Annotated in this window: 18 protein-coding genes; 6 read left to right on the top strand and 12 right to left on the bottom strand. The window is 62.0% G+C overall.

Features of this window, described 5'->3' with window-relative positions:
- Positions 1–31: 31 nt before the first annotated feature.
- The gene (locus ARUE_RS04840; RefSeq protein WP_014920913.1) at positions 32–253 is read right to left on the bottom strand and encodes a hypothetical protein; all 222 of its coding nucleotides are present in this window, start codon (positions 251–253) and stop codon (positions 32–34) included.
- A 60-nt stretch (positions 254–313) separates the two neighbouring features.
- Positions 314–1,255: a LysR family transcriptional regulator ArgP gene (locus ARUE_RS04835; RefSeq protein WP_014920912.1), complete on the bottom strand. Its 942-nt coding sequence runs from the start codon at positions 1,253–1,255 to the stop codon at positions 314–316.
- Positions 1,256–1,323: 68 nt separating this feature from the next.
- Here ARUE_RS04835 and ARUE_RS04830 point away from each other — a divergent pair, with 68 nt between their 5' ends.
- From ARUE_RS04830 to ARUE_RS04815, 4 genes are all read left to right on the top strand, one after another.
- A complete protein-coding gene (locus ARUE_RS04830) occupies positions 1,324–1,959 on the top strand; it encodes a LysE/ArgO family amino acid transporter (RefSeq protein WP_014920911.1) in 636 nt (211 codons plus the stop codon).
- 88 nt (positions 1,960–2,047) lie between these two features.
- Positions 2,048–2,758 carry a response regulator transcription factor gene (locus ARUE_RS04825; RefSeq protein WP_024819794.1) on the top strand — a complete coding sequence of 237 codons (711 nt, stop codon included), beginning with the start codon at positions 2,048–2,050 and terminating at the stop codon, positions 2,756–2,758.
- 3 nt (positions 2,759–2,761) lie between these two features.
- Entirely contained in the window at positions 2,762–4,225 is a 1,464-nt protein-coding gene (locus tag ARUE_RS04820; protein WP_043469838.1) for a sensor histidine kinase, read from the top strand.
- A 122-nt stretch (positions 4,226–4,347) separates the two neighbouring features.
- A complete protein-coding gene (locus tag ARUE_RS04815; RefSeq protein WP_011773740.1) occupies positions 4,348–4,638 on the top strand; it encodes a WXG100 family type VII secretion target in 291 nt (96 codons plus the stop codon).
- Between the two features lie 113 nt (positions 4,639–4,751).
- Here ARUE_RS04815 and ARUE_RS04810 read toward each other — a convergent pair whose 3' ends face one another.
- The 5 genes from ARUE_RS04810 to ARUE_RS04790 form a co-directional block, all read right to left on the bottom strand.
- Positions 4,752–5,873: an RNase H family protein gene (locus ARUE_RS04810; protein ID WP_014920909.1), complete on the bottom strand. Its 1,122-nt coding sequence runs from the start codon at positions 5,871–5,873 to the stop codon at positions 4,752–4,754.
- A 224-nt stretch (positions 5,874–6,097) separates the two neighbouring features.
- Positions 6,098–7,723 carry a chaperonin GroEL gene (gene groL / locus ARUE_RS04805; protein ID WP_011773738.1) on the bottom strand — a complete coding sequence of 542 codons (1,626 nt, stop codon included), beginning with the start codon at positions 7,721–7,723 and terminating at the stop codon, positions 6,098–6,100.
- A gap of 323 nt (positions 7,724–8,046) precedes the next feature.
- Entirely contained in the window at positions 8,047–8,250 is a 204-nt protein-coding gene (locus tag ARUE_RS04800; RefSeq protein WP_011773737.1) for a cold-shock protein, read from the bottom strand.
- A gap of 172 nt (positions 8,251–8,422) precedes the next feature.
- Positions 8,423–9,043, bottom strand: a complete 621-nt coding sequence (locus ARUE_RS04795) for a LytR C-terminal domain-containing protein (RefSeq protein WP_011773736.1) — start codon at positions 9,041–9,043, stop codon at positions 8,423–8,425.
- Between the two features lie 49 nt (positions 9,044–9,092).
- Positions 9,093–9,404: a DUF3263 domain-containing protein gene (locus tag ARUE_RS04790; protein WP_051024911.1), complete on the bottom strand. Its 312-nt coding sequence runs from the start codon at positions 9,402–9,404 to the stop codon at positions 9,093–9,095.
- 129 nt (positions 9,405–9,533) lie between these two features.
- On the opposite strand from ARUE_RS04790, the gene ARUE_RS04785 reads away from it, so the two are divergent.
- A complete protein-coding gene (locus ARUE_RS04785; protein ID WP_014920906.1) occupies positions 9,534–10,304 on the top strand; it encodes a uracil-DNA glycosylase in 771 nt (256 codons plus the stop codon).
- Positions 10,305–10,373: 69 nt separating this feature from the next.
- A complete protein-coding gene (locus ARUE_RS04780; protein ID WP_011773733.1) occupies positions 10,374–11,213 on the top strand; it encodes a siderophore-interacting protein in 840 nt (279 codons plus the stop codon).
- A gap of 59 nt (positions 11,214–11,272) precedes the next feature.
- On the opposite strand, the gene ARUE_RS04775 is transcribed toward ARUE_RS04780, so the two are convergent.
- From ARUE_RS04775 to ARUE_RS04755, 5 genes are all read right to left on the bottom strand, one after another.
- On the bottom strand, positions 11,273–12,760 hold the full coding sequence (locus ARUE_RS04775; RefSeq protein ID WP_011773732.1) for a threonine/serine exporter family protein: 1,488 nt from the start codon (positions 12,758–12,760) through the stop codon (positions 11,273–11,275).
- Positions 12,761–12,787: 27 nt separating this feature from the next.
- Positions 12,788–14,104: a peptidoglycan bridge formation glycyltransferase FemA/FemB family protein gene (locus tag ARUE_RS04770; protein WP_011773731.1), complete on the bottom strand. Its 1,317-nt coding sequence runs from the start codon at positions 14,102–14,104 to the stop codon at positions 12,788–12,790.
- Between the two features lie 111 nt (positions 14,105–14,215).
- Complete coding sequence (locus ARUE_RS04765) at positions 14,216–15,304, bottom strand: lipid II:glycine glycyltransferase FemX (protein ID WP_014920904.1); 1,089 nt, start codon at positions 15,302–15,304, stop codon at positions 14,216–14,218.
- A gap of 107 nt (positions 15,305–15,411) precedes the next feature.
- Positions 15,412–16,233: a DNA/RNA non-specific endonuclease gene (locus ARUE_RS04760; protein ID WP_014920903.1), complete on the bottom strand. Its 822-nt coding sequence runs from the start codon at positions 16,231–16,233 to the stop codon at positions 15,412–15,414.
- A 15-nt stretch (positions 16,234–16,248) separates the two neighbouring features.
- On the bottom strand, positions 16,249–16,500 hold the full coding sequence (locus tag ARUE_RS04755) for a hypothetical protein (protein ID WP_011773728.1): 252 nt from the start codon (positions 16,498–16,500) through the stop codon (positions 16,249–16,251).
- Positions 16,501–16,537 lie beyond the last annotated feature (37 nt).

The following is a 16,537-nucleotide window of genomic DNA, read 5'->3' as shown; positions in this document are numbered from 1 at the left end:
GCCGGAGTGATGGACAGCTGAGGCTTGCGCCTCAGGCGACCATCCGGCTGGTGACTTCGATGGTGACGTGGTCCACTACGGCCCAGCCGTCGTCATCGCGGAGTTGGGCACTGGCGAACCGTTCGGCTGCGGCCAGGTCATCAAAGTCCTCGCGGCGAACGCGGCCTGAATCGGTATCCAGATACGTCACATGGAATTCGACGTCGCTGTTACGGTGCTGGTGGATGCTTACTGGAGCTGCTGTGTTTGCCATGTTTTAAGTGTGGATCGGGGCACTGACATTTTTTGAAGCATCCGTGGGCGTGTTCGGATTTCAAGGGGTCCCGACGGTCCCGGGCCTCCGCAGATACCGGGCCGAAACGTCGCGGACGGTTTCACTGAGCACGTCCAACACCCGGGATGCCGTCCTCCACCGCTGCCAGTAGAGCTGCACATCGAAAGGCCGGTCCGGGGCGAGTTCGATCAGCCGGCCGTCCGCTATATCCGGCCCGCATTGAACTTCCGGAATCAGCCCCCAGCCGAGGCCTAACCGGATCGCGTCGCCGAAGTCCTGGGAAGCGGGGACGTAATGGCGCGGTCCTTTCCGGCCCGGAACCGGGCGACCCTCAGCCGTGAACGCCCACTGCACGAAGGCCCACTGGTAGGTGTCCTTGCGGTCGAAGTCCACGGTGGTGGCCGCGTTGAGTGTTGCCCCATCAAAGCCCTTATCCAGCCCCGCGAACCAGCGCTCCACAAAGTGCGGGGCCGCGACGGCGCGGTACCGCATGACCCCGAGGCTTTCTACGCGGCACCCCTGCACGGGTTCGGGCGTGGCGGTGACGGCGGCCATGACCGTGCCTGAGCGAAGCAAGGAAGTGGAGTGTTGTTCGTCGTCGCGGTGGAGGTCGAAGGTGACGTTGAGGTCTCCGGGCACCTGGGCCAGCGCCTTAAGGAACCACACCGCCAGGGAATCCGCGTTGACCACGATCGGTACGGCAAGTTGCGCTGCGTCGGCACCCAACCCCAGTTCCCGCCCGGCATCGGCTTCGAGTTGCGCCACCTGCCTGGCCAGACGCAGCACAACCTCGCCGGCTTCGGTGGCCTTGGCAGGGTTGCTGCGTTGCAGCAGGACCCTGCCGGCGGACTGTTCGAGCGCCTTCAGCCGTTGGGAGACCGCCGACGGCGTGATGTGCAGCAGGCGGGCGGCAGCATCCAGTGTGCCCTCGGAGAGGACCGTGGCAAAGGTCAGCAGCTGTTCGGAGGGGAAATGGGACATAAGGAGATCTTACGTGGCCTGAGAATATTTAGCTGTTCTAAATAACTGTGGAAACGTAATTTCGAAGGGTGAACTCTATTGATTTCTTCCACTCAGCAGGCCTCGGCCTGGCCACCGGGCTCGCCCTCATCGTCGCCATCGGAGCACAGAACGCCTTTGTGCTCCGCCAGGGAATCCGGGGCGAGCACATCGTCCCTATTGTGGCTGTATGCGCGTTGTCCGACGCCGTCCTTATCGCGGCCGGAGTCCTTGGCACCGGCGCCCTTATTACGGCAGCTCCGGCCGCCGTCGTGATTCTTCGCTACGTGGGGGCCGCGTTCCTGGTGACATACGGCCTCATGGCAGGCCGCCGGGCGTTGCGTCCGCAGTCGCTGACAACGAGTGAAGGAGCAGCGAACGACGGCGGCGCGAAGCGCGGTCTCGCCGCGGCCGTCACCACCGTCCTCGCCCTGACGTGGCTCAACCCGCACGTATACCTGGATATTGCCCTTCTCGGCTCCATAGCCAGTGCCCAAGGAGCTCAATTGCAGTGGTGGTTCGGGGCCGGCGCCATGCTGGGCAGCATCGTCTGGTTCTCATCACTGGGATTTGGCGCACGATTCCTCCGAAACTTCTTTGCCCGGCCCATGTCCTGGCGATTCCTGGACGGCGGGATCGCCGTGACCATGGTGGCGTTGGGAGCGGGGTTGGTGCTGGGGGCCTGAAGTGGCACAAGCACACCGCCGTGGCCACGCAGCCCGCTCCCATGCGGCATCCAGAAAACTCCCAGTTTCTGGGAGCATCATGGATGTCATGAAAAAGAACGGTCCTGAAGCCAAGCTTCTTGTTGTCGACGACGAGCCCAACATCCGCGAGCTGCTGTCCACGTCGCTGCGGTTTGCAGGCTTCGAGGTCGTCGCGGCCGCCAATGGTCGCGAAGCCCTCGCAGCGGCCGACCTCCACTCACCGGACCTGGCAGTCCTCGATGTCATGCTGCCTGACATGGATGGCTTCACGGTGACGCGCCGCCTCCGTGCTGCCGGCAAGCACTTCCCCGTCCTGTTCCTCACGGCGAAGGACGATACCGAGGACAAAGTCACCGGCCTCACAGTCGGTGGCGACGACTACGTCACCAAACCCTTCAGCCTGGACGAAGTGGTGGCCCGCATCCGCGCCGTCCTTCGCCGTACGCAGCCACTTGAGGACGACGATGCCGTGATCCGCGTTGACGACCTTGAACTCGACGACGACGCCCATGAGGTCCGCCGTGGAGGCACGGTGATCGAGCTGTCCCCCACCGAGTTCAAGCTCCTGCGCTACCTCATGTTGAATCCCAACCGCGTGCTGTCCAAGGCCCAGATCCTGGACCACGTCTGGGAGTACGACTTCAACGGTGACGCCTCGATCGTGGAGTCGTACATTTCCTATCTGCGACGCAAGGTGGACATCGATCCCGATGCCGCGGCCCTCATCCAGACCAAGCGCGGCGTGGGCTACGTGCTGCGAACGGCAGAGAAGCGCTGACCCTTGCTGCTTCGCTGGAAATCGGCGTCCCTCCGGTCGCAACTCGTCGCCATCATTATGGGCTTGCTCCTGCTCGCCTTGGCTGCCACGGGTGCGGGAACGCTGACGCTCGTCAAGAGTTACCTGCAAGGCCAGGTGGACGACAAACTCAAGGCCGCCGTCGCCTTGGCGCAGGACCAGCAGTCCTTTGACAAGCTGGCGCAGCCCAACCCTACGGCTCCCACTGACTCCACAGTTCCCACGGACTACTCGCTGACGCTGTACGTACCCGGGCTGGAGCCCTATCCCTTCGGCGGTAGCCAGAGTGACCGTCCCGCGATCGCGAACATCACCGCAGCTGAAGCCAAGCTCCGCGGTAACTCCCCCTTCCAGGTCAGGGGCACCGCCGGTAGCAACTGGCGCGTGGTGGCCATTGGCGTCACTGCCAACGGCCAGAACGGCGTAGTGATCATTGGGCTGCCGCTCACGCCAGTGGACAAAGTGATGGAGCACGCAGTCCTGGTGGTAGTGGGCGTGGGCCTGTTGACCCTGGTGCTGGCTTTCTTCATCGCCACCTGGACTGTGGCACGGTCCTTCCGTCCGCTCGCCAAGGTGGAAAAGACGGCTGCGGCCATTGCTGCCGGTGACCTGTCCCGCCGCGTTGAAGTGGATAACCCTCACACCGAGGTCGGACGGCTGGGCGGCTCTTTGAATGCCATGCTTGCCCACATCGAGGCCTCTTTCGCTGCCCGTGCCGCGTCCGAAGGGCGCATGCGCCGCTTCGCGGCCGATGCCTCCCATGAGCTGCGCACGCCGTTGGTCACCATTCGCGGCTTCTCGGAGCTGTATCGTCACGGAGCCTTGGCCACCAAGGAGGACGTGGCCATGGCGATGGGCAGGATCGAAAGCGAAGCCAAGCGCATGGGTTCCATGGTGGAAGACCTCTTGATGCTGGCCCGCCTCGATGAGCAGCGCCCCCTTCAGCTCAAGCCCGTGGACCTGCAGCTCCTTGCACACGATGCTGTGGTGGATACCAAGGCCTCCTCCGGAGACCGGACCATCACGCTCACCGGACTGGACGGCAGCTCCCCCACTGCTGCGCCGGTCCAGGGTGACGAAGCCAAACTTCGGCAAGTCATCGGGAACTTGGTGGGAAATGCGCTGCGGTACACACCCGAGGGAAGCCCCATAGAACTCGCTGTCGGTGTTCGAAAGACCCCGACGGGTTCAGTTTCCGTCATCGAGATCCGCGATCACGGGCCGGGCATTCCGGAGACGGAAACCAACAAGATCTTTGAACGTTTCTACCGTGCGGATACCTCACGCACCAGGGAGACGGGCGGCAGCGGCCTCGGCCTTGCGATTGTTGCAGCGATTGTCGCCTCCCACGGCGGAACGGTCGACGTGGGAGAGACCGACGGCGGCGGCGCCACTTTGGTGGTCAGCCTTCCGTACCATGAGGAATCTGCGGCGCTGTTATCCACATAGCCCCGTTGTCCACATAGCGACGAACCGTTGTTCTGCGGTTGCGGGTGGCTGCTTAGGCTCGATGTTGTGGCCCACGCTTCCCACCGCAACACGCGGAACATCTTCGTCGAAAGGCATCACCCATGAGCGTCATCTCCGTCGATACCGAACTGCTCCAGCTCAAGTCGGCCAACGTCAAAGGAACTGTTGATCGGATCAGTTCTGATGTCCAGACCATGAGGCGAGGCTTGGAGGAACTTGAGGCGACCTGGCGGGGAACAGCTGCCACGAATTTTCAGGCGCTTGTCCTTGAATGGTCGCTGACGCAGAGCAAGGTTGAAGCCTCCTTGGCTTCCATCAACATGGCCTTGTCCTCAGCTGCCGCAAGCTATGTGGAAGTGGAGCAAGGTAACACCCAGCGCTTCACGTACTAGCTGAACCGTGCGCGGTTCTCCCGCTCCATGAACTCCTGCGGGACGGCTGTCTTCCCCCTGTGCAGCCGCCCCGCAGGTCAGGAACAACTCGCATCCGGCGCTAATTCTCCGGCTTAATTCTCAACAGTCCCTTGATGGAACCGCAGCCGCCATTGACCGCGGTCCAGCAACCAGACAGAACTGCGGAGCGCCGAGCCGGTGTGCGCGAAGCTGCGGTAATTCAGCAAAATGGTGTTGTCGCTGAGCCGGTCCGCGCTGAGTAGTTCCAGTTCGGTGGGTTCGCCGGGGTCCTCTTCCAATGCCATCATCATGGCGTCCCGTGTCCAGAACCTGCCCGAGCTGCCAATCTCCGCGAAGTCCGGGTGGAGCAGCACGCCGATCCTGCCAATATCAGCCCTCACGTCAGGCTTGAGCAGTTCCCGCTCCAAAGCCAGGACCGTGTCCTCAGCCGACAGTTGCTGCGTGGAAGCGTCAACATCCAGTTCACTGAAAAGATCAGCTTGGCCAAACATGCCGGACTCGCCAAAGAGTGTCGGCTCAAAGTGCGGCCGGGAGCTGCGGTCAGCCTTCGGGGGTGCAGAACCGACGGCTGCCGGGGAGACTCCGGCGGCAGCGGTTGCCGGGACGGGCATGGACGAACGGGCCTGTACGCGCTCTTCCGCACGCGGCTGAGACTCAACATCCGTCTGTGCCTTGCCTTGCACCTGAGCCTTGGTCTGGGCCTGTGCCTGTGCCTGTGCCTGTGCCTGTGCCGTACCCTCCCCCTGCGCACCGGGGAACCCAGGGCCGGCCCTGTGCGCTACGCCCTGCTGGTAGGCCGTGGCAACTGCGCGAGCACGCTCGTCTGCGGCCTCGTTGAGGTCGTGGCCCGCGTGGCCCTTGACCCATTCAAAGGTGTATTTGCGGCCAACGATCGCTTGGTCAATGTCCTTGAGAAGGTCCACGTTCAGCACGGGCTTGCCGTCTGCCTTCCGCCAGCCCTTCCGTTTCCAACCCGGCATCCACTTGGTGATGCAGTTGATGACGTATTGGCTGTCGCAAAGGATCAGCAGCTCTTCCTGCGGCACGTGGGCCGTGGACCGGAACAGGTCCAGGACGGCCATCAGTTCACCCTGGTTGTTGGTACCGTGCGGCCAACCTCCTGCTCGCCAACAGGAGTCATCAACGTACCAGGCCCAACCGGCCGGCCCAGGATTACCGAGGGCGGAACCATCGGCGGCAGCAATAATCGTCATGGGTTAATCCTGCCAGACCACACCGACACTGAAACCGTGATAGTACCCAAGTGAGTCGTAGTAGATGCCGTTTTGAACACTCAATAGGGCATCTGCTGCTACCTACTTGGGTGACGCAGCCAGGGGTGCCGACGCAGAACGGCGGTCCCCACCACATGGTGAGGACCGCCGTCGTCATGCTGTTCAGCGTGAGGCTGGGCGCTGTATCGCTACAGCAGGGAGGCTTAGAAGCCGCCCATGCCGCCCATGTCGTCGCCGCCGGGAGCCGGAGCGTTCTTCTCGGGCTTGTCGGCAACTACGGCCTCGGTGGTCAGGAAGAGACCAGCGATGGAAGCAGCGTTCTGGAGAGCCGAGCGGGTGACCTTTACGGGGTCGTTAACGCCGGCAGCCAGAAGGTCTTCGTAGACACCCGTGGCAGCGTTCAGGCCGTGGCCGGAAGGCAGGCCGCGAACCTTGTCCACCACAACGCCCGGCTCGAGGCCGGCGTTGAAGGCGATCTGCTTCAGCGGTGCGTCGATGGCAACCTTGACGATGTTGGCACCGGTTGCCTCGTCACCCTGGAGGGTGAGGTTGGCGAATGCCTTGGCGCCAGCCTGGATGAGGGCAACGCCACCACCGGCAACGATGCCTTCTTCAACAGCAGCCTTTGCGTTGCGGACTGCGTCCTCAATGCGGTGCTTGCGTTCCTTGAGCTCAACTTCGGTTGCGGCACCGGCCTTGATGACTGCAACGCCGCCGGCCAGCTTGGCCAGGCGTTCCTGCAGCTTCTCGCGGTCGTAGTCGGAGTCGGAGTTCTCGATCTCGGCGCGGATCTGGGCCACGCGGCCTGCGATCTGCTCGGCGTCGCCGGCACCTTCAACGATGGTGGTCTCGTCCTTGGTGACAACAACCTTGCGGGCGGTGCCGAGGAGTTCCAGGCCAGCGTTTTCGAGCTTGAGGCCAACTTCTTCGGAGATGACCTGACCACCGGTGAGGATGGCGATGTCGGCAAGCTGTGCCTTGCGGCGGTCACCGAAGCCCGGAGCCTTGACGGCAACGGACTTGAAGGTGCCACGGATCTTGTTGACGATCAGGGTGGCCAGGGCCTCGCCCTCGATGTCTTCGGCGATGATCAGCAGCGGCTTGTTGGACTGCATGACCTTCTCCAGAACCGTGACGAGTTCCTTCACGTTGGAGATCTTGGAGTTGACGATCAGGATGTACGGGTCTTCGAGGACCGTTTCCTGGCGCTCTGCGTCGGTGACGAAGTAAGCCGAGATGTAGCCCTTGTCGAAGCGCATGCCTTCGGTGAGTTCGAGCTCCAGGCCGAAGGTGTTGGATTCCTCGACCGTGATGACGCCTTCCTTGCCCACCTTGTCCAGGGCTTCGGCGATGAGGCTGCCGATTTCCGGGTCGCCGGCGGAGATGGAAGCCGTAGCTGCGATCTCTTCCTTGGTTTCGATTTCCTTAGCGGAGGCCAGCAGTTCGCTGATGACTGCCTCAACAGCCTTCTCGATACCGCGCTTGAGGGACAGCGGGTCGGCGCCGGCGGCAACGTTGCGCAGGCCTTCCTTCACCAGTGCCTGGGCCAGTACGGTTGCAGTGGTGGTACCGTCGCCAGCGACGTCATCCGTCTTCTTGGCAACTTCCTTGACCAGTTCTGCACCGATCTTCTCGTAAGGATCGTCCAGTTCGATCTCCTTGGCGATGGAAACACCATCGTTGGTGATCGTGGGGGCGCCCCACTTCTTTTCGAGGACGACGTTGCGTCCACGCGGGCCGAGGGTGACCTTGACGGCGTCTGCGAGGATGTTCAGGCCCCGCTCGAGGCCGCGGCGAGCCTCTTCATCAAATGCAATGATCTTGGCCATAACGGCGGTAGTCCTTTCGGGACAGTCGTTAAGAAGGTACCTGTCAGATGGGGTGCCCGCGACGGACGGTCCTTTGCTTGCGGCCTCTGTATGCCCCGCGCTCCAGACCTCACCCCACCAAGGTGTTTCTTGATCCTCCGCCGGTCCAATGCCTGTCCGCCGCCGGGGTTAGCCGGGCCGGGTTTAGCAGTCGAACCATAGGAGTGCTAAATCAATAATTAGCACTCGACCGGGGAGAGTGCAAGCAGAGATGCCACTTTGCTCTACATACAAAGGGATTTCAGCCGAGGGCTGACGTGACGGGCACGGATCCAGGAGCGGAACTACGCGACGCGAACACCTTCGGCTTGTGGGCCTTTCTGCCCCTCCCCCAATTCGAACTCAACCCGCTGACCTTCTTCGAGGGCGCGGAAGCCATCCATCTGGATGGCGGACCAGTGCACAAAGACGTCGTCGCCGGATTCATCCACAGTGATGAAGCCGTATCCTTTTTCGGCGTTGAACCATTTGACGGTTCCCAAAGCCATGATGCCCACACTTTCGCAGTAGCCAAGACCGGTAGCCGGGATCTCCGTACCGGAATTAATCCACTGTAACCATTGTCACTGGCACCGCGCTGCTGTGGATGGCCAAGGCACCGCTTTTGTTATTGAGGCTTAACCGAGTTGGGGAATTTCAGCTGCGGAAGGGGCCTGGAGCTTATTGGTAACCGGGCCCGGCCACAACCACCAGCGGCTGTTGAACCTCGGGCGTTTCCACGATGGTCTGGATGCCCAGTAGCGTACCCAAGGCCTCCGCGTTGGCCTTCTGCTCGGGCGCGTTGTAGAAGATTACGGACGTCTGCTGCGGCAGTCCGCCCCAGTTTCCTACCGTGCTCAGCGCCCAACCGTCGCCCTGGACGAGGCCTGCCACACGCCCTGCCAAGCCCGCAGTCCCCGCGCCGTTGTACACAGCCACCGGAGTGCTCTTATCCACCGGAGCGGACGACGGGGTAGCAGAAGGAGATTCCGACGGCGTCGGTTCGCTGCTGGGTTCGCTGGAAGCGGTAGGTGCGCTGCTGGATTCGGTGGGTTCAGCGGACGGCGCCGTAGATGTCTGCTGGGGTGCCGGCGTCGTGGTGTTCGACGAAGCGCTGGGTGCTACCAGCCCAAGGTTGGGGAGGATCAGGAAGGCCACCAGCCCAAGCACCAAGGCCACTGCCCCAACGGTCAGGACCGGCCACAGAGTGGGGCGTGCGGTCTCTTGGGCGTCGCGGTGAACGCCTTGACGGGACGTGTTCTGCGGAACCCGGTCGAATTCGTCCTTGGCATATTTGGTCATGGTGAAGCTGTGTCCTTGCTGGTTGCTGCTGACAGATCAGCCTGGCGATTTACGCGTCGGACCCCAAGCGACGTGCAGTCCTCGCGCGCTGGCGGGACGTACGTAGTCTACGCAATCTCTTGACGAGCATGGGATCGTGGGCCAACGCGTCCTCGGTATCAATGAGCGCGTTCAGGATCTGGTAATAGTGTGTGGCGGAGAGATCGAACAGCTCCCGGATAGCCTGTTCCTTGGCCCCGGCGTACTTCCACCATTGCCGCTCCAGCGCCAGCATCTGCTGGTCCCGTTCACTCAACGGAGAGTCACTACGGGTCTCGGCCGCGAGGTCCTCAAGGGCAAAGCCGGTGCTCTGCGACGCCATCGGTTCCGGTACTGATTCTGCCACGGCACACTCCTTCGACGCTTGATGGGGAAAATGTCCTACCCCCATGTTACGGGCGAATAACAACGGTGTCATTCGCAGGCGCGGCGCCGCGCGGGAGACAATGGCGTGGTGACTGGTGAGGATGCACTCTTTGATCTTGAACCTGCCGACGCAGCTGACCCGGGCTTCACCGCCCTCCTTGAGCTGCCCCTCGAGGAGCTGATGGCTCCCGACTGGGCAGATGCACTGCGTCCTGTTGAGGGCCAACTCCGGGAAGCCTTGGGTTATGTAGCCGGCCAAGCATCCAGCGGCACCCAGGTTCTACCTGCTGCCAAGAACCTGTTGCGCGCCTTCAATCAGCCTCTGGCCGACGTCAAAGTCTTGATTCTCGGCCAGGATCCGTACCCAACCCCGGGTCACGCCGTCGGGCTTTCCTTCGCCGTTTCCCGCCCAACCCGGCCCATCCCCCGAAGCCTCGCCAACATCTACCGTGAACTCCATGACGACCTCGGCCTGCCGCCACGGGTCCACGGCGACCTCAGTGCTTGGTCGGAGCAAGGCGTCCTGCTGCTGAACCGTGTCCTCAGCGTCGAAGCGGGGAACGCAGGCTCCCACCGCGGCAAGGGCTGGGAGGCCATCACGACGGCGGCCGTCACCGCCGTCGTAAACCGTACGGACGGCGCGGGGCGGCAAAGTCCGCTGGTCGCGATCCTGTGGGGCAAGGATGCCGAGGGCGTCGTGCCATTGCTCGGCGGGGCACCGTCCATCGTGTCCGTCCACCCGAGTCCGCTTTCGGCCTCGAGGGGCTTCTTCGGCTCAAAGCCTTTTAGCCGGACCAACGATCTCCTGGTGGGATTGGGCGCGGACCCCATCAATTGGGAGTTACCTGTTCTGTAGCTTGCGACGAACTGTAACCTTCGACTCATACCCAGCTGGTGTGCAGGCAATTAGCTTAGGCTTACCTTCATGACTGCTCTCCCCGTCACTTCGTCCGCCTCACGCATAACCCGTCCGCAGGTCAACCTGACCGTCCTGCGAAATGAACGCCTCTCACCGCATATGGTGCGGATTGTGGCTGGCGGACCCGGATTCAGCGACTACGAGAACAACGACTACGTGGACCGCTACGTCAAGATCGTCTTTCCGCAACCGGGCGTCGAGTACGAACTCCCACTGGACCTATGGGCCATCCGCGACACCATGCCCCGCGAGCAGTGGCCCCACACCCGCACGTACACCATCCGCTGGGTGGACTTGGAAGCGCAGGAACTGGCCATCGACTTTGTGGTGCACGGCGACGAAGGACTGGCGGGCCCTTGGGCAGCCGCTGCCAAACCAGGTGACTCGCTGATCTTCACGGGCCCGGGCGGCGCGTATAACCCCGCCCCCGCGGCCGATTGGTACCTGTTCGCCGGCGACGACGCCGCGATACCGGCCATTGCGGCCTGCGTTGAGGCCCTCGCTCCTGAAGCCCGGGGAACCGTCTTCCTCGAGGTGGATAACGAGGCCGACATTCTTCCGATATCCGCGCCCGCCGGTGTGGAGCTGCATTGGCTCCTGCGCAAGGGCGTTCAAGCCGGGTCCAGCGAACTGCTTCTCGAAGCACTCCGCACCACCGAATGGTTGCCCGGCCGCGTGGACGTCTTCGCCCACGGCGAGCGAGGCTACATGAAGGGACTCCGCGAGATCTTTTTCGTGCAGCGCGGTTTGGAGCGTTCGCAGGTCTCACTGTCCGGCTACTGGGCGCAAGGTCGTGTGGAGGAAGTCTTCCAGGCAGAGAAGAAGCTCCCAGTGGGACAGATCTAGCCTCTCAGTCCTCAAAGCCGAACGGCGCCGCCTCATGGCGGCGCCGTTCGCTTTTGTCATTAGCGCCTGCGTACCCTGCGCCGTTCGTTGCTGGACAGGCCCTTCGTCAGCGGCCTGGCCAGGTTGTCGCCAAGCACGATGCCCGCGGCCACTCCCAGGACAATGGCACCGGCGTTGAGCATGCCACCTGCACCGAGCAGGATGTCGCCGCCTTCAACGGTGAGGGCATACATGGAACGGAAGATCGTCAGACCGGGCAACAGAATCAGAGCGGCGGGAACGGCCACTACAAGCTGGGGAGCACCCAGTTTGAGCGCCACCACCCGGCCCAACAAGCCGATAACCACGGCCGCGACGGCGGGCGACAAGCGGTCCCCGAGGCCGGCTTGGCCCACCCCCCACAAGACGAAGAAGCCCACTATGCCAACTGCCGCCGTCGGGAGTAACAGCCGCATTTGCGTCTGCTCGGTGACGCCGATGGCGACTACCGCAATAGCAATAAGGACTGCTTGAATCCACAAGGGATACGCGTCGGGGAATGTTTGGGTAACGTCCAGAACGGCGCTTCCCATGAGCGTTCCGACCACGACGGCCACGCCGATACCCGCCACGATGGCACCGAAAGTGAGCAGCGTGGAGAGGAATCGGCCGGCTGCGGTCACCGGGAAGCCGTTGATTGCGTCCTGCACCGAGGATACGAGCCGGCCTGTTGGGAGCAGCAGCAGGATTCCACCTGCCACCACAATGGATGGAGCGATTTCCACACCCGCCCAACGCAGCATCAGCGCGATGAAGGTGACCAGGAACGAGCACGCCATGGTGTTGAAGAAGTCAGCAGTCCGCCATCTGGCAAGCTGACGCGAGAGCAAGCTGATGAGGATGTTCGAAGCAAAAGCCACCGCGGACGCACCGATGCCACCACCCAGGACGCCCACGAACACTGCGGCGAAGATACCGAAGGCCATGGTGACCATCCACCTGGGGAAGGGCTTGGCGCTGCGGATGATCTCGTTCAACCTGCGCACGGCTTCGTCGCGGCCCACTCCCCCGGCCACGATGTCCGTGACCAGCTGGTGCACCTGCGCCAGGCCGGCGTAGTTATTGGTCCAGGAGCGCACCACGCGGAGCAGCGTGATGGGCGTCTGATCCTTCGGCGCGTAGTTGATGGCCACCGACTGATTGGTGATGTCCACTTCAACGTTCTTCAAGCCAAGGGCCGCCGTGACCGCAATCATGCTGGTCTCCACCTCAAGGGCACCTGCACCGTAACGGAACATGACCTCAGCGAGATGAAGGGCGAAGTCGATGGTCTTCCGCGCCGACGCATCAACACCCACCACTTGGATGGTGGGGTTGGCGTAAGGACTTCCGGCCAAGCGGTCCACGATGTTCATGGGTGCGGTAGGCGGGCTGTCGCCTTGAACCAAACGCATCAGCATGCGCTTGGCGTTGACGTTCTGCCGGACCTGGGACGGCCGCAACGGCTGGGTTTTGGGCAGCCCGTCGGTATGGGGCCTGTTGGCGGACCCGTCGGGGCGTTCAGTCACGCGGTGATCCTCCCTTGGCTTGTGTGATTAGCGATTCCTCCGGAATTTTCCTACTACCGGCAATTTCTCAAGTGGCAATCGTCCCAGAACTGTCTGGGCGGCCCCTGCGAGCTTCCTGACCGCGCGGTAGCCATGGAAGATGAGCGGGTTCACCGGCGCTACGAAGTCGCCCACCAACTGGACTACCTCGCCACCGAAGCCCTTCTTGAATTCGTACCCGCCGTGGCCGGTCTCATCTTGGCCCTGGATTCCGAACGTGCCGTAGAAGTTGTAGCGGGAGTACCCATTGTTCAGGGCGTGCAGCATCATTCCCCAGTAGAGGGAGGTCGCGCCGTTGAAGTAGATGTAGTCCTGCACCGTACCGCCGATGACGCACACCAGTTCGTCGCCGGAGCACGCAAAGTGGATGGCCGCCACCGTAGCCACGCCCACGGAATCGGGGAAGCGTTCAATGTCCTTGAGGCTGCGCTCGTAGCTGTCCACGAGGTCCTGGACCACTTTGACGCGGTTGGCCTTCTTCTTGCTGCCGGTCTCCTCGACCTCGCGCTTGAGCTCTGCCAGGGTCTTGGATTCGGCATCCAAGCGCTCCGTAATGGAGGCCCGGTATTCGGGAATGTTGATCTTGGCCATCATGAGCTTGGTGAACTCATCGGAGGTGTTCCGGAGGAGTTGCTCGTAGTACTCGCGTTCGCGGTACGTGAAGCCCTTCTCATCGCCAGCGGTGCTCAGCGCGTTGTAGAACTCGTCCAGTGTCTCCAGCGTGGCCTGTTCCAGGTAGACGCCGTTCTTTTCGGCTTTCCGGATGGCCTTGCGGGTGCGGTAGTTCATCCCCATGATCAGTTCTTCGGAGTCAGCGATCCCGTTGAGCTGCTTGATGAACATCCAGTTGATGTTGGCGAAGTTCATGTCGAAGCCCTGGTGCTTGAAGCCCAAGCCTTCGAGCTCCTTCAGCAACGGACGGTTGTCCTCAACTTCGGGGTGCTCAGCGCCTTCTTCGTCCCGCGCGATGTACCGGATGTTGGGTGAGATGCACAGCTCGGCGGCCTTCTTCGAGGCCGCATGCTTTTTCAACTGCTCGACGACGAAGCTCACCACGGTGGGGTCGCTGTAGTCCATCAGGGGTCCCTTGGCGCAGTCGGCGGTTTTGTACCCCACACGGTTGGACGTGTACACGAGCTTTCCGGCCGCGATCAGGCTTCCGCCGCGCGTCACACCGAAGAGTTCAACCTCCTGGCCACGGGCACGCTGGAAGCGCGTGAGGTCCATGGACTGGATAAAGCTGCCTTGAGGGTGTCCCTTGGCGAACGTCTCGAAATCAGCGTCACTGAGAATCACGAATTCCATGTCGGTTCCAGCCTCAATCGGAGTCAAAGAAATTACCTCACCTAAAAGTAGATTTGCACCCGTTGGTGGCCGGGGCGGGCCTGAAGTTGGCGTGCTGGCTGCGAGTGGCCGTCAGTAGAACTGGCCACCGGTACGCATGGTTTCGAGTCGACGGAAGATGCGTTCTGCACCCTTGAGCCACAGCTTGTGGCGGACAGGCCCCAGGACGAGGTCATAGCAACCCACGAAGTCCGTGACCGTCTTGGTGAAGCTGGTCTTGAACAATCCCATGCCGTAGAGAGGGTGGGTCTTGTCCTTGATCCTCGCAGCAGGGGGCGTGCCACAGAAGTCGTACTCCACACACCCGAGTTCCTGCATGCGCTGGATCGCCGCCCACTGTGCCAGATGGGAGTCGCCATACTGCTTGCGGTTCTGGGTGGAGCCGCCGTCCTTGTACGTCGCTTTGGAGCCGTAATTGATGACGAAAGCACCAACACTGGGTGCGCCGTCCTCGTACACGAAGAAGAAATGCCCCTGGCCGCGGCTGCAGAATTCTTCCCAGAACCTGGAGTAGTACTCGTAGCTCCGCAGCGGCATGGCACCTTTAGCGTTTACGGTGTTCTGCATCAGGGCGTAGAGCTTGCGGTAGGTATCCTCGCCCGGCTCGGCCGGCAGGACCTCGCACCCCTCGCGCTCCGCCCTGCGGACCGCGTTGCGGGCACGCGAGGAAATGCTGCGGAGGACTTCATTTGCGGGTGCTGATATGTCCAGCAGCGCTGTGGAGTCGTTGGATTGGATATTTGGAGCTTTCACCAGACCCGCAGCCTTGAGCTGGGTAGTCGCCTCGGCGGACTCCACCACATCCGGCTCGATCTTGATGGTGAAGACGTTCATCTTCTTCTCACGGGCCAAGGCGGCTACTGCTTTCAGGGCGGGCTGGACGTCGCTGACATCTACGACGTCCGGTCCCTTGATCAGGTACCAGAGCCGCCCCATCACAGGGAACTTCTTCTCCAAGAGCAGGTTGTAGCTGGAGTAATCAGCGGTCTCCACCACAAGACGGCGGACCAGCCAGCCGTTGCCGTCCTTGACTGCCGCGTAGGCGTCCGACTGCAGCATGTTGCCGCCGTTCGGATTCGCTGTGACGTGCTTGTCCCAGTTATCGATTTCCTCGGCGGTGGCAAAGCGGGCGGTAAATTCTCGCAAGGTGGCCGTGTCCAATCTCAGGGTTTTGGTGCAGTGTTCAAAAGCGTAGTGCGCATGCGGACATGCAGCCCCAAGTCTATCGGGGTATGTGGATATCCCCCGATTCTGCTGGTTACAAGGGCTCAGAGCCTGATCTGTTCTGCCTTCTCCAGCCTGATCGCCCGCGGTTCAATGCCGGATTCCCGTTGACCCCTGACAAGGCGGTCAGCATTGATGAGTCTGCCGAGGCTGAGCCCGGTGAGGTCCGCGATCTGACCGATGGGTACTTGGAACGTCCGGAATGGTCCAAGCGGCGGTGGCTCACCTTCAAGGAGCCGTTGGCTGATGGCCTTCTTTAGCTCCACTTTCCCCAGCATCGGCGACTGATCCAGGACAAAGCCGACAGCGGCCAGCTTGGCATCGTTGGTCCATGCCGCGATCTTCCAGAACTTTCGAGGGATCTGAACTCCCCTATACACAGGATCGTCATCCCTGAACACAGGTCCCGTGAAGACGCTCAGTTTTGCTTCGTGGGCGTCTGCGTGACCCAGAACGTGATCTTCCAGCCCCACCCACAGCTCCTTGCCCTGATTGAAGTCATCAATCTGTGGTGCCGCGTTGGTATAGCTAAAGGTGTCCTGGTTGGCTTTCTTCGCCGTCGTTGCATCACCCCACACCGGATCCAAGCGGCGGACCAAGTGCCCGCGATCAAAGGCGTTGCCCTTGTACAGATCCTGGCCGGCCTGCTGCTCCCGGGGGATCCTGTCATCGAAATGCCACGAACCCTCGCGGGCCAGGGGTACCAGTTCCTTGCCGTTGATGTTCACACCCACAATCGCTGCGAGCTTCCGGGCAGCCCGGAAGCGAACAGAAAAGTGGGTGTAGTCCAAAAGTGTCGTAGTAGCCGACGGACTGGGCAGTTCAAGCCGTGTCCGCAAAAAGTCCCTGCTGTATCCCCCGGTCATGGATACAGCATTGCATCAGGGGCTGACAGTAATGCGGCGCCGAGCCCTTCGCTGCTCAAGAAGTGCCACCACGATGCCCGCCACTGGGCCGGCGACAGGGACTGCAAACGCCAATAGCGCCAACGCGAACCGAACTCCCGGCGAGAAGGACCCAGTGCGAAGTACCAGGATCAGGGCAGCCACAAACAGAAGCAGTGACACTGCCCCGGCCCCCGCTACCGCGGCCTCCCACGCCGTGGGAACAATGGGATTTAGTTGATCATTCATACGGTCCCCCCAGAGACGGTTGTGAAGTCACAGCCTA

Source organism: Arthrobacter sp. Rue61a (genome assembly GCF_000294695.2).
Classification (GTDB): domain Bacteria; phylum Actinomycetota; class Actinomycetes; order Actinomycetales; family Micrococcaceae; genus Arthrobacter; species Arthrobacter aurescens_A.
Note: the sequence above shows the minus strand (reverse complement) of the source record. Positions and strands in the feature narration are given on the sequence as shown.

What these genes read in the sequence shown, in the direction of transcription:
- ARUE_RS04780 (WP_011773733.1), top strand. Translation starts at nt 10,374, where the DNA reads ATGACTGCTCTCCCCGTCACTTCGTCCGCCTCACGCATAACCCGTCCG.
- ARUE_RS04810 (WP_014920909.1), bottom strand. Translation starts at nt 5,873, where the DNA reads ATGACGATTATTGCTGCCGCCGATGGTTCCGCCCTCGGTAATCCTGGG.
- ARUE_RS04795 (WP_011773736.1), bottom strand. Translation starts at nt 9,043, where the DNA reads ATGACCAAATATGCCAAGGACGAATTCGACCGGGTTCCGCAGAACACG.
- ARUE_RS04770 (WP_011773731.1), bottom strand. Translation starts at nt 14,104, where the DNA reads ATGGAATTCGTGATTCTCAGTGACGCTGATTTCGAGACGTTCGCCAAG.
- ARUE_RS04835 (WP_014920912.1), bottom strand. Translation starts at nt 1,255, where the DNA reads ATGTCCCATTTCCCCTCCGAACAGCTGCTGACCTTTGCCACGGTCCTC.
- ARUE_RS04800 (WP_011773737.1), bottom strand. Translation starts at nt 8,250, where the DNA reads ATGGCTTTGGGAACCGTCAAATGGTTCAACGCCGAAAAAGGATACGGC.
- ARUE_RS04760 (WP_014920903.1), bottom strand. Translation starts at nt 16,233, where the DNA reads ATGACCGGGGGATACAGCAGGGACTTTTTGCGGACACGGCTTGAACTG.
- ARUE_RS04755 (WP_011773728.1), bottom strand. Translation starts at nt 16,500, where the DNA reads ATGAATGATCAACTAAATCCCATTGTTCCCACGGCGTGGGAGGCCGCG.
- ARUE_RS04815 (WP_011773740.1), top strand. Translation starts at nt 4,348, where the DNA reads ATGAGCGTCATCTCCGTCGATACCGAACTGCTCCAGCTCAAGTCGGCC.
- groL (WP_011773738.1), bottom strand. Translation starts at nt 7,723, where the DNA reads ATGGCCAAGATCATTGCATTTGATGAAGAGGCTCGCCGCGGCCTCGAG.
- ARUE_RS04825 (WP_024819794.1), top strand. Translation starts at nt 2,048, where the DNA reads ATGAAAAAGAACGGTCCTGAAGCCAAGCTTCTTGTTGTCGACGACGAG.
- ARUE_RS04840 (WP_014920913.1), bottom strand. Translation starts at nt 253, where the DNA reads ATGGCAAACACAGCAGCTCCAGTAAGCATCCACCAGCACCGTAACAGC.
- ARUE_RS04790 (WP_051024911.1), bottom strand. Translation starts at nt 9,404, where the DNA reads ATGGCGTCGCAGAGCACCGGCTTTGCCCTTGAGGACCTCGCGGCCGAG.